Here is a 15,251-nt window from a genome sequence, read left to right as displayed (position 1 = left end):
ACTGACGCGAGGGGGGTGTCAACGGGGCCGGGTATCGGTCGGGTGATTCTTCGCGGAACCTGTGCGCATCCTTGCGGCGGGAGGTTCGGATCAGGCGGTACGAGGGTCCGGACCGCCCCGGAATCGGGCGTTCCGGGGGCCTCCGTGCGGGCCCCGCGCGGGCCGGGGCGCGGGCCTGCGCGCCGCGCAGATCTTCCCGGGCGCCGCCGCTCCGGAGCCTGTTCTTCCGGGGGCGGCGGGGGCTCGGGGAGACAACGTCCGCGACGGGAACCGGATGTGACCCAGGACACGTTGAGGCAACGTATACGTCTGCGACCCCGCGCATTGGGTAGGGCTGCCGAGACCTGCCCCCTGACAAGGAGCTCCCACGTGGCCGCTTCCGCGAATCTTCTGCTCTCCGCCCTCTCCAAACAGGTGTCCTATCCCGACCAGGCCGCCTACCCGGACCAGCTCTCCTACCCGGACTACCCCGACCAGGTGTCCCACCCCGACTCGGGCCTCGACGGCTCGTGCTCCTGCGGCTGCATCGAGCCGCCCCTGACCAGCGAGCCCCCGCTCGCCGACGCCGCGCCGCTGACCAGCGAGCCGCCCCTCGCCGACGCCGCCCCGCTGACGAGCGAGCCCACCTCCACCGGTATGGCCTCGGGCCTGGACTTCATGGCGGTCTGATGGGTCTGTCGCGGCTGGCCGCCTCCTACGGCGTGGCCACCTCCTACTCCCCGTCCCCGGGGCGCGTCGTCCCGGCCGCCGACGCCGCGGTGATCGCGGCGCTCGCCGCGCTGGACGTGGACGCGAGCACCCCGGAAGCGGCCGGGTCCGCCCTGGCCGCGCGCGAGGCGGAGCTGTCCGCGCGCCTGCTGCCGCCGACGGTGGTGGCCTGGACGGACGCCCCCACGCCGTCGACGCCCTCGACCGCGCCCGACCGGCCGGCCCTCCCCACCACCTCCGCGCCGCTCGCCGGACTGCCGCCGGGGTCCCGGGTGCGGGTGGACCTGGAGGACGGCGGGGTCACGGTGTGGGAGGTGCCGCAGCCCCACGGCCGGGACGGCCACGGCGTGAGCGGGCCGCTCCCCGCGCCGTCGCCGGACGGCCACCGGGGCCGGGGCGGGCCGCTCCCCGCCCCCTCGCCGGACGGTCACAGGGGCCCGAGCGGACCGCTCCCCGCCCCCCTCCCGCACGGCGTGCACCGGCTCCGGGTGCGCGCCCCCGACGGCCGTGACGCGCACGCCCACCTCATCGTCGCGCCCCGCCGGGTCAGGACCCCCGGACGGCGTGCGCACGGACTCCTCGTCCAGCTCTACTCCCTGCTGTCCCGCCACTCCTGGGGCATGGGCGACCTCGGGGACCTCGCCGAGCTCGTCGCCTGGTCGGGACGCGACCTGGGCACCGGCTTCGTCCAGGTCAACCCGCTCCACGCGGCCGTGCCCGCCCCGCCGGGAGGCCCGGGCGGCGACCCCTCGCCGTACCGGCCGTCCTCCCGGCGCTTCCCCGACCCGGTGCACCTGCGCGTCGAGGCCGTCCCGGAGTTCGCGTACCTGCGGGGCGAGGCCCGGGACCGGGTCGACGCGCTGCGCCGCCGGGCCGCCGAGCTGAGCGAAGGGGTGCTGCGCGAGGACGCGTTGATCGACCGGGACGCCGTGTGGGAACTCAAGCGCGAGGCCCTCGAACTGCTCCACGAGGTCCCCCTCGGCCCCGGCCGCCGCGCCGCCTACAGCGCCTTCCTCGCCGACCAGGGCGCCGCCCTGGAGGACCACGCCACCTGGTGCGCCCTCGCCGAGGTGTACGGCCCCGAACCGCACTCCTGGCCCACCGCCCTGCGCGACCCCGCGTCCGCCGAAACGGCCCGCGCCCGGCGCGAGTTGATGGACCGCGTCGACTTCCACAGCCGGCTCGCCTGGCTCACCGACACCCAGCTGGCCGGCGCCCAGCGCGCCGCGCGCGAGGCGGGCATGGACATCGGTCTCGTGCACGACCTCGCGGTCGGCGTGCACCCCGGTGGCGCCGACGCCTGGTCCCAGCGGCACCACTTCGCCCCGCACATGACGGTCGGGGCGCCACCGGACGCCTTCAACGCGCTGGGCCAGGACTGGGGCCTGCCGCCGTGGCGTCCCGACCGCCTCGCCGAGTCCGGCTACGCCCCGTACCGGGCCCTCCTGCGCGGCCTGCTGCGCCACGCGGGCGCCCTGCGCATCGACCACGTCATGGGCCTGTTCCGGCTGTGGTGGGTGCCCGAGGGGCGGCTGCCCACCGAGGGGACGTACGTCCACTACGACGCCGAGGCGATGCTCGCCGTCCTCACCCTGGAGGCGCACCGCGCGGGCGCCCTCGTCATCGGCGAGGACCTCGGCACCGTCGAGCCGGGTGTCCGCGAGACGCTGCGCGAACACGGCGTGCTCGGCACCTCGGTGCTCTGGTTCGAGCGGGACTGGGAAGGCACCGGCCGGCCGCTGCCCGCCGCCGGCTGGCGCGCCGACTGCGTGGCCACCGCCACCACCCACGACCTGCCGCCGACCGCCGCCCGGCTCACCGGTGAGCACGTCCGACTCCGGCACGACCTGGGCCTGTTGACGCGGCCCCTGGCCGAGGAGCAGTCGGAGGCCGCCGCGGACGTGCGCGAGTGGCTGGGCGTGCTCTCCCGGCTCGGCATGCTGCCCGGCGGCATGGGCTCCGAGGAGGACGAGGTCCGCGCCGTGCACCGCTTCCTGCTGGCCACCCCGGCCCGCATGATCGGCATCTGGCTGCCGGACGCGGTCGGCGACCGCCGCCCGCAGAACCTCCCCGGCACCTGGGACCAGTACCCCAACTGGCGCCTGCCCGTCGCCGACGCCGCCGGACGCCCCGTCACCCTGGAGGAACTCGCCGCGTCACCGCGTCTGCACGCGCTCATGGCGGTGTTCCGCGAGGGCGCGGGAGCGGTCGAAAGCGCCCGTACGGCACCCCCGGGCGCGCACCCCGTTTAGGAGTTCGCTACGTTGGCACCGTGGACAAGAAGAACGCACTGCGCGCCGGCGCCCTGGCCTCCGGCACGACGCTGATGATGCTGCTCATGTCGTCCCCCGCCTTCGCGGCCCGCGACGACGGCGACGACCCGGGCTCCGGCCTGAGCGTCATCGACACGCTCGGCCTCTACGTCGCCGCGCCCATCGTGCTGTTCCTGGTGATCGCCGGCCTTGTGATGGTCGGCGACAAGTCCCGCAAGCAGCAGAAGCGGGGCTGACCCGCCGCACCGCTCTTTCCGCCGAGGGCGCCCTCCGGCGACGTGTTCCCCGTACCGCGTATCCGCGTACGGACGTCGCCGGAGGGCGCCCTCGGCGTGCTCACGGCCGCTCGGCCGTCAGATAGCGCTGCAGCGTCGGCGCCAGCCAGTCCGTGACCTCCTCGGGCGTCAGCGCGACCGTGGGCGGGAAGCGCAGCACGTACCGGGTCAGCGCGAGCCCGAGCACCTGGGCGGCGCAGAGCCCCGCCCGCTTCGGCGCCTCGGCCGGATCGGGGCAGGTCTGGCGCGCGACCGGCAGCAGCTGCTCCTCGAAGATCCCGCGCATCCGCTCCGCTCCCGCCTGGTTGGTGAGGCCCACCCGGAGCAGCGCGGTGAGCACCCCGTCGTCCTCCCACAGGGTGAGGAAGTGCGTCACCAGGACCCGTCCGACGTCCGCGCGGGGCACCCGGGTGAAGTCGGGAAGCCGCAGGTCGACGGAGGTCGCCGCGTCGAAGAGCCCCTCCTTGTTGCCGTAGTAGCGCATCACCATCGACGGGTCGATCCGGGCGTCCCTGGCGATGGCGCGGATCGTGGCGCGTTCGTACCCGTCCGCCGCGAACCGCTCGCGGGCCGCCGCGAGGATGCCGGCGCGGGTGGCGTCGGAGCGGCGGGGCTGCGTGGCTGCCGTGGCGGTGGGCGCGGCGGACGCGGCCGAGGTGGCTGAGGCGTTTTCGGTCATGCCAACAAACGTAGGCCAACGGACGTTGACAGTCCATGGGTGCGGCCCTACGTTGGCCAACAAGCGTTGACCAACAGACGTTGACCAACGGGCGTTGGCATCAGGAGGCAGCCATGAACGGCACCACCGGAACCATGGACACCACGAGCCGCGCTCGCGCGGACGGCGCGGGCGGCACCGGGGGCCCGGGCAAGGCCACCGGGACCGTCGTGGTCGTCGGCGCGGGACCCACCGGGCTGCTGCTCGCCGGTGACCTCGCCGCCGCGGGCGTCCCCGTCACGCTCGTCGAGAAGCGCGCGCACGGCATCAGCAACCTGTCGCGCGCCATGGTCGTGCACGCCCGCACCCTGGAGCAGCTGGACGCGCGCGGCCTCGCCGACGAGCTGGAGGCCAGGGGTGAGCCGCTCGACAGGCTGCGGCTCTTCGAGCGTCTGTCGTTCGACCTCGCGGGGCTGCCGTCCCGCTTCCCGCACGTCCTGGTCCTCGCGCAGTACGAGGTCGAGCGGGTCCTGGAGCGGCGCGCCGTCGAGGCCGGGGTGCGCTTCTCGTACGAGACCGAGGTGGCCGGACTCACCCAGGACGCCGACGGCGTGACGCTCCAGCTGCGGCGCCCCGGCCCCGGCGGCGGGTCGAGCACCCTGCGGGCCGCCTACGTGGTCGGTGCCGACGGGCTCCGCAGCGGGGTGCGCCGGGCGGTCGGCCTGCCCTTCCCCGGCCGGTCCGTCATCCGCTCCCTCGTCCTCGCCGACGTCCGGCTCGCCGAACCGCCCCGGTCGCTGCTCGCCGTCGACGCCGCCGGGGACTCCTTCGCCTTCATCGCGCCCTTCGCCGACGGCTACCACCGCGTCATCGGCTGGGACCGCCGCCGTGACGTCCCCGACAGCGCGCCGCTCGACCTCGACGAGGTCAGGGGCATCGTCCGGCAGGCGCTCGGGCGGGACTTCGGCATGCACGACGCCCGCTGGATGTCCCGCTTCCACAGCGACGAACGCCAGGCGCCCGCCTACCGGGTGGGCCGCGTCTTCCTCGCCGGGGACGCCGCGCACGTGCACTCCCCGGCCGGCGGCCAGGGCATGAACACCGGCCTCCAGGACGCCGCCAACCTCAGCTGGAAGCTGGCCGCCGCCGTCAACGGCACCGCTCCGGAAGGCCTGTTGGACACCTACCAGGCCGAGCGCCACCCGGTCGGCAAGGCAGTGCTCCGCAGCAGCGGCGGCCTGGTCCGGCTCGCGATGGCCAAGCGCCCGTGGACCCGGGCGGCGCGCGCCGCGGTCGCCACCGTCGTGAACCACGTGCCGGCGGTACGCGCCAAGGCGGTCGGCCAGGTCACCGGTATCGGCATCGCCTACCCCGCCCCGAAGGGCGCGCACCGCCTGGTCGGACGCCGCGTCCCCGATGTGGCGCTGAAGGAAGGGCGGCTCTACGAGGCCCTGCGCGCGGGGGAGTTCGTGCTCATCTCCCCGGCGGACACGGCGGACACGGCGGACACGGCGGACGCGGCGGACACGGCGGACCCGGCCCCCGCGGCGGGCCGCGCCGTACCGGTCCACTGGGCGAGCGACCGCCGCACGACGGTCCTGGTCCGCCCCGACGGATACGTGGCGTGGGCGGCGGAGGACGCGGGGGTGGAGGCGGTGCGGGAAGCGCTCGCGCACCACGCACCATAGATTCGTTCACTTCTTCTTAAGAGAACAAGCAAAAGTATTCGATGGACCTGATGGGTCAGGGGGTGCCACGGTGGTCTCCGCGAACGACGTGACCGACCACCGAGACGCCCCGCAGGCGCGGGGAGAGAGACAAGGGATACCCCGTGGCACTCCTGGACCGGACCCCCGCACGCACCGCACCCACCGCTCACCCCGCGGCGCGCCCCATCGGCGTCGGGCTCGCCCTCGCGGCCCTCGCCACGGTCGTCTGGTCGGGCAGCTTCGTCACCTCCCGGGCCCTCCACGACAGCGTGCCGCCCATCCAGCACGCCTTCTGGCGCTGGGTCATCGCCATCGCCGCGGTCGCGCCGTTCGCGGTCCGGCGGACCTGGCGGCAGCGCAAGCTGCTCCGCGCACACCTCAAGTACCTGCTGCTGGCCTCCCTGTTGGGCGTCACCGTCTACAACACCCTGGTGAACCAGGCCGGTATGACGACCACCGCGGGCAACATGGGCATGATCATGGCCGCGTCACCGGTCCTGATGGCCCTCTACGAACGCCTCGGTGGCGTCCGGCTGGGCGCCCGCCGCGTGACCGGCATGTTCGTCGCCTGCGCCGGAGTCCTCCTCTTGGTCAGCAAGGGCTCGCTCGCCATGGACTTCGCGGTCGGCGACCTGTGGGTCATCGCGGGTGCGGTGTCCTTCGGCTCGTACAGCGCACTGCTCAAGCGCAGGCCCGCCGAGATCGGCGGACTGCCCTTCCTCTTCACGACGTTCGTGCTCGGCGCGCTGATGCTGCTGCCGGTGTTCCTGATCGACTTCGCGGTCGAGGGCGGCTTCGAGCCGACACCGGGCACGGTCTCGCCGCTCCTGTACGTGGGCGTGGTGTCCTCGGCGGTGGCCTTCTTCGCCTGGAACAAGGCGATCTCGATCATCGGCGCGGCCCGCGCCGGGGTCGTCTACTACCTCCAGCCGGTCTGCGTCGCCCTGCTCTCCTTCGCGCTCCTCGGCGAGGCCATGGGGTGGCTCCAGGTGCTGTGCATGGGACTGATCCTGGGCGGTGTTGTGCTCGGCGCCGCCCGCGCGAAGTAGGGGGGCGCGGCCGGTGGGGTCCGTGCTCCTGACCAGTAGGTACGTTGGCCTCATGAGCGAGTGGGACATCAAGAAGCTGCAGATCCTGCGCACGCTGAGCGAGCGAGGCACCGTGACGGCGACGGCGCAGGCGCTGCGGATGACGCCGTCGGCCGTCTCCCAGCAGCTGTCCAACCTCGCCAAGCAGCTGGGCGTGCCGCTCCTGGAAGCGCACGGGCGGCGGGTCAGGCTCACCGACGCCGCGCATCTGGTGCTGCGGCACGCCGAGGCCGTCTTCGCCCAACTGGAGCAGGCGGACGCCGAGTTGGCCGCGTACGCGCAGGGCGAGGCCGGGGAGGTGCGGGTCGGGGCGTTCTCGACCGCCGTGCCCGCGCTGGTCGTGCCGGCGGTCCGGGCGCTGCGGGAGGCGGCGCCCGGAATCTCCGTGCGGGTACGGGAGACCGAGGCGGCCCGGGCGTACGAGCTCCTCGCGGCCGGCGAGGTCGACATCGCGCTCTCCCTGGCCGTCCAGGCGCCCGCAGCGGCCGACGCGGACACCCGCTTCACCCGGGAGTCCCTGCTCGCGGACCCGCTGGACGTGGCGCTGCCCGTGGACCACCCGCTGGCGTCCGCGGACGACCTCAGGCTCGCCGATCTCGCGGCCGAACCGTGGATCTTCGGCGGCAGCGGCCCCTGGTCGGACATCACGCGGGCGGCGTGCGAGGGCGCGGGGTTCGATCCGGAGCAGGCGCACTCGGCGTCCGGCTGGACGGCGATCCTCGCGATGGTGGAGGCGGGGATGGGCGTGGCGCTGGTGCCGAGGCTGGCGGCGGTGCGGCGGGACGGGGTGGTGATGCGGGACCTGGCGACGGACCGCCCGCGCCGCCATGTGGTCGCGGCGGTGCGGCGGGGGGCCGCGTCGGGCGTGGCGGTCTCCCGGGTGTTGCGGGCCCTGCGGGAGGCGGTGCCGGAGCGGGACCGGTAGGCCGGTGGAGCGCCGGGGCCCCGCGGTTGGGCCGGTGGAGTGCAGAGCCCCTGCGGTCCTTGCCGGCCCGGCATACGCTGTGGCGCATGACGCAAGAGGACAGTGGTGAGCTGGACAGCCTCGTACGCAAACGGATCCGCGCCCTGCGCCTCGCCCAGGGCTGGTCGCTGGAGGAGCTGGCCGCCCGGGCCAAGGTCAGCCAGTCCACGCTCAGCCGCATCGAGAACGGCCGGCGCCGGCTGGCCCTGGACCAGCTGGTGACCCTCGCCCGCGCCCTCGACACCACGCTCGACCAGCTGGTCGAGACGGCGACGGACGACGTGGTGTCGAGCCCGGTCATCGACGCGGCGCACGCCCGGATGAGCTGGCTGCTCAAGGCGGAACCGGGTGTGACGGTCATGCGCCAGCGGATGACCGAGCCGCCGCCGGAGAACCTCTCGCGCATGCGGGCGCACCCGGGCCGGGAGTGGCTCGTGGTGCTCTCGGGCACGGCGACGCTGCTCCTCGGCAACCGCCGCTTCCGGGTCGAGACCAACCAGTCCGCCGAGTTCCCGACGATGCTGCCGCACGCCATCGGCGCGGAGGGCGGGCCGTGCGAGGTCCTCGGCATCTTCGACCGCGACGCGCGCCGCGGCCACCAGCGCGGCGAGGACGGCGGGGCGGAGGGCCCGGGCCGGCGCTGAAGCCCTGGGGCCCTGAGGTCCGGATGCCTCCGCCCCTCCCCCCGGCCCGCCCTCGTTCGCCCGGACTCCTTCTCGGGGGCCGCTGATGCTCAGCGGCGGGCTGCCCAGGCCTGGCGTTCGGTCCGGACCGCCAGGTCGTCGCGGCGCAGGATGCTGTGCGGGCCTCCGGTGTCGAGCAGGCGGTCCAGCGCGGCGATGTCGGCGGGCGCGAGCACGTCGTCGACGGTGCCGCGGATGCGGCGCAGGCCCTCGAGGGCGTAGCGGCCGACCGCTTCAGACCCTGCGCCGTCGATGTCCACGGTGACCGTGCGTTCGGCCTCGACGGTGAACCCGGCGGCGGTGAGCAGCGGCCCCCAGTCGGCGCCGCGGTGCGGCATGTGGGACGCGTGGTGGTGCTCGGTGGCCGCGTGGCAGCGCTCTTCGAGGCCGGGCGCCTCCTCGGGGGCGTCCGCGGGCAGGAAGCGGGGGAAGCCCGCCAGCTCCACGACGGCGAGCAGACCGCCGGACACGAGCGAGCCGTGCACCTGGCGCAGGACGCGCGCGGGGTCGGCCATGTGGTGCAGCGAGGCGGACGCCCAGACGAGGTCGGGGGCGTCGAGTTCCGGCCAGGAGGTGTCGAGGTCGGCGAGGACGGTCCGTACCCGGTCGCCCACGCCCCGGGCCTCCGCCTTCTCGCGCAGGCGCCGCAGGTGGGCCTCGGAGGAGTCGACCGCGGTGACGTACGCGCCGGGGAAGCGGTCCAGGAGGGCCAGCGTGCCGGTACCCGTACCACTGCCGAGGTCGACGACGCGACGCGGCGCCTCGGTGAGGGGAAGCCACCCGGTGAGGGACGCGATGTGCTCGGCGAGGACGTCCGCGTCGAGGTCGAGGAGGTCGGACTGGTCGGCACCGGTGTCGGTGTCCGGGCCGGTCCCGTGCGTGTGCTGGTGTGTCGCGGAGTGGGTCATACGTGCACGCTAGGGCGGCCGGGGCGCGGATCCGCCTCCTGCGGCGGGATGCGCAAGACGATGCCCCTCCACACTGCCGAAAGCGCAAGACGCGCGAGCCGTCCGGGGACGACCGGGCCGGGTCCCACGGGTTCGGTCCCGACCGCCGCACGGCGAACCCGCCCCCACCGGCGTGCCGGGACCACTACGCGCCGAGCAGGAGGCCCCCGTCCCCCCGCCCGGCCAGAGGGCTACGCGTCGGCCGCCCGAGCCCGCAGCGCCCGCTCCACGCCCGCGCGGGACTCCGTGATCAGACGGCGCAGGGCCGCCGACGGCTCCGCCTCGGCGAGCCAGGCGTCCGTGGCGTCCAGCGTGGCCATGGAGACCTGGAGCGCGGGGTAGAGGCCCGTCGCGATCTGCTGCGCCATCTCGTGCGAGCGGGAGTCCCACGCGCCCTTGACCGCCGCGAAGAACTTCTCCGTGTACGGGGCGAGCAGTTCGCGCTGGTCGGTCTGGACGAAGCCGCCGATCACCGCCTCCTGGATGGCGTTCGGCAGGGTGTCGGACTCGACGACCGACGCCCAGGCCGCGGCCTTCGCCTCCGGGGTCGGCAGCGCCGCCCGCGCGGAGGCCGCGTGCCGCTCGCCCGCCGCGGTCCTGTCCCGCTCCAGCTCCGCCGCGATGCCCGCCTCGTCGAGACGGCCGGTCGCCGCGAGCCGGGCCACGAACGCCCAGCGCAGCTCGGTGTCGACCGCGAGCCCCTCCACCGACTCCGAGCCGTCCAACAGGCGCTCAAGCAGGGCGAGTTCCGCGTCCGTGCGGGCCGTCGCCGCGAAGGCGCGGGCCCACGCGAGCTGGTGGTCGCTGCCCGGCTCGGCCGCCCGCAGGTGCTCCAGCGTCGCCTCGGTCCAGCGGGCCAGCGCCGCGTCCCGGCCGGCCGGCGCCGCGTACAGGTCGAGGGAGAGCTTCACCTGGCGGTGCAGCGACTGCACGACGCCGATGTCGGACTCCTTGCCGATGCCCGACAGGACGAGGTTCAGGTACTCCCGGGTCGGGAGCTCCGCGTCGCGCGTCATGTCCCACGCCGACGCCCAGCACAGCGCGCGCGGCAGCGACGCCTCGAAGTCGCCGATGTGGTCCGTGACGAAGGCCAGCGACTCGCTGTCCAGGCGGACTTTCGCGTACGACAGGTCGTCGTCGTTGAGCAGGATCACCGCGGGGCGGCGCTTGCCCACCAGGGCGTCCACGGCGGTCAGTTCGCCGTCGACGTCCAGTTCGACGCGGTCGGTGCGCGCCAGCTTGCCGGTCGCCTCGTCGAGGTCGTACAGGCCGATCGCGATGCGGTGCGGGCGCAGGGTCGACTCGCCCTTCGCGCCCTCGGGCAGCGCCGGGGCCTCCTGCTTGACCGCGAACGACGTGATGACGCCCTGCGTGTCGACGTCCACGACCGGGCGCAGGACGTTGATGCCCGCCGTCTCCAGCCACTTCTTCGACCAGGTCTTCAGGTCGCGGCCGCTGGTCTCCTCCAGGGCGCCGAGCAGGTCCGACAGGCGCGTGTTGCCGAACGCGTGGCGCTTGAAGTACGCCTGCACGCCCTGGAAGAACTCGTCCTCGCCGACGTAGGCGACGAGCTGCTTCAGGACGCTCGCCCCCTTCGCGTACGTGATGCCGTCGAAATTGACCAGGACGTCGTCCAGGTCACGGATGTCGGCCATGATCGGGTGCGTGGAGGGCAGCTGGTCCTGCCGGTAGGCCCACGTCTTCATGGAGTTGGCGAACGTCGTCCACGAGTGCGGCCACTTCGAGCCCGGCGCGTACGCCTGGCAGGCGGCCTCGGCGTAGGTGGCGAACGACTCGTTCAGCCACAGGTCGTTCCACCACTCCATGGTGACCAGGTCGCCGAACCACATGTGCGCCAGCTCGTGCAGGATCGTCGCGGCGCGCACCTCGTAGGCCGCGTCGGTCACCTTCGAGCGGAACACGTACTGGTCGCGGATGGTCACCGCGCCCGCGTTCTCCATCGCGCCCGCGTTGAACTCCGGCACGAAGAGCTGGTCGTACTTGGCGAAGGGGTACGCGTAGTCGAACTTCTCCTGGAACCAGTCGAAGCCCTGCCGCGTGACGGCGAAGATGGCGTCCGCGTCGAGGAACTCGGCGAGCGAGGGGCGGCAGTAGATGCCCAGCGGCACGGACTGGCCGTCCGGGCCCTCGTACGTCGAGTGCACCGCGTGGTACGGGCCGACGATCAGCGCGGTGACGTACGTCGACATGCGGGGCGTCGGCTCGAACGTCCAGATGTCGTCCTTCGGCTCCGGCGTGGGCGAGTTGGAGATCACCGTCCAGCCGCTCGGCGCCTTCACGGTGAACTGGAACGTCGCCTTCAGGTCCGGCTGTTCGAAGGAGGCGAAGACGCGCCGGGCGTCCGGCACCTCGAACTGCGTGTACAGGTAGGCCTGCTGGTCGACCGGGTCGACGAAGCGGTGCAGGCCCTCACCGGTGTTGGTGTAGTCGCAGTCGGCGACGACCCGCAGTTCGTTGCGGCCGGCCCGCAGGTGCTTGAGCGTGATGCGGGAGTCACGGAAGACCGACGCCACGTCCAGCGCGCGGCCGTTGAGCACCGCCTCGTGGACCGCGGGGGCCACCAGGTCGATGAAGGTCTCGGCGCCCTCCTCCGCGGCGTCGAAGCGCACCGTGGTCACGGACCGGTAGGTGCCGCCCTCCTGCGCGCCGGTGAGGTCGAGATCGACCTCGTACGAGTCAACGGTGAGCAGCTTCGCCCGCTGCTGCGCCTCTTCGCGGGTCAGATTGGTGCCGGGCACGCGGTCATCTCCTCGGGTACGACGTCCGCGCCTTCGTGAGGGGGACGTCTGGGGTCTCTCGGATCTTCGGGGGTGCGACTTCTCAGGGGTACGACTTGTCGTGTTTCCGGCCATCCTTCCATGCGGCCCCGGATGGCCGCCCGGGCCATTGTTCTCCCGCTGCCGTGCCGTTACGCTCCGCGCGTTCGCACCGGTCCGCACCGGCCGCCGACCACGGCCCCGCGGACGGTCAGGGACCACAGGGGGATGCCGGAGATGCTGGGGATCGAGGGGCCGCCGCCCGGCCCGTGTCCGGACGGCGCGGGCCGGGCCGCGCGGCGGCCATGACCGACGTACTGGTGGCGGGCGCGGGCATCGGCGGGCTCACCGCCGCGCTCAGCCTGCACGCGGCGGGCATCGAGGTCCGCGTGGTGGACGCCACCGACCAGCTGCGCCCCGTCGGCGTGGGCATCAACCTGCTGCCGCACGCCGTACGGGAGTTGACCGAGCTCGGGCTCGGCGACGAGCTCGCGGCGACCGCCGTCGCCCCCGACGCGATGGCCCACTTCGACCGGCACGGCAACCGCATCTGGGCCGAGCCGCGCGGGCTCGCCCTCGGCTACCACTGGCCGCAGTACTCCCTCCACCGCGGCGCCCTGCAGCTGATCCTGCTCGACGCGGTCCGCGACCGGATCGGCGACCACGCGGTGCGCACCGGTACCGCCTTCGTGCGCCTGGCCGAGCGCGAGGGCGGCGCGCTGCGGGTGATCCTGCGGGACCGGGCGCGGGGCAGGGAGCACGCCGTACGGGCACGGGCCCTGGTCGGGGCCGACGGGCTGCACTCGACGGTGCGGGCCATGCTGCACCCCGGCGAGGGGCCGCCGCTGTGGAACGGCGTCCGGATGTGGCGCGGCACCGCCGACTGGCACCCGGTGCTCGGCGGCCGGACCGTCGCGGTGGCGGGCAGCAACGCCACCGCGAAGCTCGTCGTCTACCCGATCTCCCGCCGGGCACAGGAGCGGGGCAGGGACCTGCTCAACTGGGTGGCGGAGGTGCGCTCCCCGCTGACCCGGCACCACGGGATGGCGGGGCCCGCCGACTGGAACCGCTCCGGGCGGCTCTCCGACGTCCTGCCGCACTTCGCCGGCTGGCGCATCGGCGACCTCGACGTCCCCGCGCTGCTCGCCGGCACGCGGCACATCCTGGAGTACCCGATGGTCGACCGGGACCCGCTCGCCCGGTGGGGCCGCGGCCCGGTCACGCTGCTCGGCGACGCGGCGCACCCGATGTACCCGGTGGGGTCGAACGGCGGCTCCCAGGCGATCCTCGACGCCCGCGTCCTGGCCCGCTGCCTCGCCCACTGCGCGCCGGACCGGGAGGCGGGGCTGCGGGCGTACGAGGAGCTGCGCCGGGAGCCGGTCAACGCGCTGGTCCTCGCCAACCGCGACATGCCCGCGGACCGCGTCCTGCACACGGTCGCCCTGCGCGCGCCGGACGGCTTCGACCACGTCGAGGACGTCCTGACCCCGGCCGAACTGGCCGAGCTGGACGCGGCGTACCGCAGGACGACGGGCGAGGACGTGCGGGAGCTGAACGGGCGGGGGTCCTGGGGGGTGGGCTGACCGCACCCGTGCGCGAAGCCCGAGGACGAGCCGACGGCCACCCACGGGGATCCTGCGGTTGGGCCGAGCGCCACTCGCGCGAGCCCCGGACTCCCCGTCCGAATCCCGCCAGCGCCGTCCTCGCCCGCGCGCGAGGCTCGACCCATGACCACCACACCCACGGACATCCCCGCGGCCACCGCCTACACTCCCCGCCCCATCGCGCCCGAGACCCTGCGCCGGCTCCGGGACACCGATGACGCCGGGCAGCCCTGCGCCCCGTACGTCGACCACGAGGGCGGCGACCCGCTGCGGTGCTGTCTGCGGCCCATCGCCCCCGGCGAGCGCGTCGCCCTCGTCTCGTACGCCCCGCTGCGCCGCTGGGCCGCCGGGACCGGTGCGGCCCCCGGCGCCTACGACGAGCAGGGGCCCGTCTTCATCCACGCCGACCCCTGCGCGGGGCCGACGGGGGAGCGCGCGGGCTATCCCTTCTCGCACGCCGGAGCCCTGCGCACCCTGCGCCGCTACGACGAGAACGGCCACATCGTCGGGGGCCGCCTCCTGCGGATCCCGCGGGACGAGGAACAGGCCTTCGACGCCGCGTTCGCCGAGGCCTTCGCCGACCCGGACGTCGTCCTCGTGCACGTCCGCGCGGTGGAGTACGGCTGCTTCCACTTCGAGGTCCGCAGGCCCTGATCGGTCCGGGCGGGTCCGGCCGGGTCAGGGCGGGCCGGCCGCGGCGAGCGCCCGCGCGAACTCCCGTACCCGGCCCGTCTCCCCGTCCCGGTGCCACACCATCGCGAGCACCGAGTCGGGCACCCCGTCGACCGGCACGAAGACCACGTCCTTGCGGCCGTGGTACTCCGCCGTCGGGCGGCACAGGAGCATCGCCCCCCGGTCCGCCGCGACCAGCGTCAGGCCCTCCTGGAGGGTGCGGACCGCCGGGGCGGCGGGCGCGGCCGTCGACGGGGCGTGCGCGGCCCGCCAGTACCCGGGCGCCGGCGCGGCGGCGGAGATCAGCGGGGTCCGCGCGAGATCCGCCGCCGTGAGCGAGCCCCGCCCCGCGAACGCGTGCCGCACCGACACGGCGACGGTCTGCCGCTCGGCGGCGAGGACGGGGCCGACCACCAGATCCGGCTCGTGGACCGGCAGCAGCACCACCGCCGCGTCCACGTCACCCGCACGCACCGGTCCGAACGGGTCGGAGAACAAGATCTCCACGACCTCCGTGGCACAGCCCGGGTGCCGCTCCTGGAAGGCCCCGATGGCGTGCGTCAGACGGGCATCCGCGGTCCCCTGGAAACCGACCCGCAGCGTCCCCTCGACGCCCCGCGCCGCCGCCCTGGCCCGCTCGACGACGTCCGTCAACTCCCGGTAGGACGGCTGGAGTTCGGAAAGAAAACGCTCCCCGAGTGTGGTCAGTGCCACCCGGCGGCTCGTACGCTCCACCAGACGCGCGCCGATCCGCCGCTCCAGGGCGGCGAGCAGCTGGCTGACGCGGCTCTGCGACACATAGAGACGCTCGCCGGCCCGCCCGAAATGCAGCTCCTCGGCGAGCACCAGGAAGCACTCCAGCTCCCGGATCTCCAGTCCCCTCCCGCTCATCA

The 15,251-nt window shown here is 74.4% G+C and carries 13 protein-coding genes; 9 read left to right on the top strand and 4 right to left on the bottom strand.

Annotation, left to right across the window (positions count from 1 at the left end):
- Positions 1-369: 369 nt before the first annotated feature.
- The 3 genes from ACZ6B8_RS02600 to ACZ6B8_RS02590 are packed head-to-tail and all read left to right on the top strand — an operon-like array spanning position 370 to position 3,217.
- A complete protein-coding gene (locus tag ACZ6B8_RS02600) occupies positions 370-669 on the top strand; it encodes a hypothetical protein (RefSeq protein WP_471073864.1) in 300 nt (99 codons plus the stop codon).
- Entirely contained in the window at positions 669-2,960 is a 2,292-nt protein-coding gene (gene malQ, locus ACZ6B8_RS02595) for a 4-alpha-glucanotransferase (RefSeq protein ID WP_471606049.1), read from the top strand. The genes ACZ6B8_RS02600 and malQ overlap by 1 nt, the downstream gene beginning before the upstream one ends.
- A gap of 20 nt (positions 2,961-2,980) precedes the next feature.
- A complete protein-coding gene (locus tag ACZ6B8_RS02590; protein ID WP_471073870.1) occupies positions 2,981-3,217 on the top strand; it encodes a hypothetical protein in 237 nt (78 codons plus the stop codon).
- A gap of 100 nt (positions 3,218-3,317) precedes the next feature.
- Here ACZ6B8_RS02590 and ACZ6B8_RS02585 read toward each other — a convergent pair whose 3' ends face one another.
- Positions 3,318-3,935, bottom strand: a complete 618-nt coding sequence (locus ACZ6B8_RS02585) for a TetR/AcrR family transcriptional regulator (protein WP_471073873.1) — start codon at positions 3,933-3,935, stop codon at positions 3,318-3,320.
- Between the two features lie 113 nt (positions 3,936-4,048).
- On the opposite strand from ACZ6B8_RS02585, the gene ACZ6B8_RS02580 reads away from it, so the two are divergent.
- From ACZ6B8_RS02580 to ACZ6B8_RS02565, 4 genes are all read left to right on the top strand, one after another.
- Complete coding sequence (locus ACZ6B8_RS02580; RefSeq protein ID WP_471606048.1) at positions 4,049-5,602, top strand: FAD-dependent monooxygenase; 1,554 nt, start codon at positions 4,049-4,051, stop codon at positions 5,600-5,602.
- Positions 5,603-5,745: 143 nt separating this feature from the next.
- Positions 5,746-6,672 (top strand): DMT family transporter, encoded by a 927-nt coding sequence (locus ACZ6B8_RS02575; protein WP_471073879.1) that lies wholly within the window; start codon positions 5,746-5,748, stop codon positions 6,670-6,672.
- Between the two features lie 52 nt (positions 6,673-6,724).
- Positions 6,725-7,636 (top strand): LysR substrate-binding domain-containing protein, encoded by a 912-nt coding sequence (locus tag ACZ6B8_RS02570; RefSeq protein WP_471073882.1) that lies wholly within the window; start codon positions 6,725-6,727, stop codon positions 7,634-7,636.
- A gap of 86 nt (positions 7,637-7,722) precedes the next feature.
- Entirely contained in the window at positions 7,723-8,319 is a 597-nt protein-coding gene (locus ACZ6B8_RS02565) for a helix-turn-helix domain-containing protein (RefSeq protein WP_471073885.1), read from the top strand.
- An 89-nt stretch (positions 8,320-8,408) separates the two neighbouring features.
- On the opposite strand, the gene ACZ6B8_RS02560 is transcribed toward ACZ6B8_RS02565, so the two are convergent.
- Positions 8,409-9,266, bottom strand: a complete 858-nt coding sequence (locus ACZ6B8_RS02560; protein ID WP_471606047.1) for a class I SAM-dependent methyltransferase — start codon at positions 9,264-9,266, stop codon at positions 8,409-8,411.
- A 230-nt stretch (positions 9,267-9,496) separates the two neighbouring features.
- Positions 9,497-12,064, bottom strand: coding sequence for an aminopeptidase N (gene pepN / locus ACZ6B8_RS02555; RefSeq protein WP_471606046.1), 2,568 nt, complete (start codon positions 12,062-12,064; stop codon positions 9,497-9,499).
- A 323-nt stretch (positions 12,065-12,387) separates the two neighbouring features.
- On the opposite strand from pepN, the gene ACZ6B8_RS02550 reads away from it, so the two are divergent.
- Positions 12,388-13,665, top strand: coding sequence for a flavin-dependent oxidoreductase (locus ACZ6B8_RS02550; RefSeq protein WP_471606045.1), 1,278 nt, complete (start codon positions 12,388-12,390; stop codon positions 13,663-13,665).
- Positions 13,666-13,809: 144 nt separating this feature from the next.
- Complete coding sequence (locus ACZ6B8_RS02545; protein ID WP_471073894.1) at positions 13,810-14,340, top strand: DUF1203 domain-containing protein; 531 nt, start codon at positions 13,810-13,812, stop codon at positions 14,338-14,340.
- 24 nt (positions 14,341-14,364) lie between these two features.
- On the opposite strand, the gene ACZ6B8_RS02540 is transcribed toward ACZ6B8_RS02545, so the two are convergent.
- Positions 14,365-15,249, bottom strand: coding sequence for a LysR family transcriptional regulator (locus ACZ6B8_RS02540; protein ID WP_471606044.1), 885 nt, complete (start codon positions 15,247-15,249; stop codon positions 14,365-14,367).
- Positions 15,250-15,251: the final 2 nt, after the last annotated feature.

This window comes from Streptomyces sp. NPDC041122 (assembly GCF_055592445.1).
The sequence above is the reverse complement of the archived record's forward strand: the minus strand, read 5'-3'. Positions and strand labels throughout refer to the sequence as shown.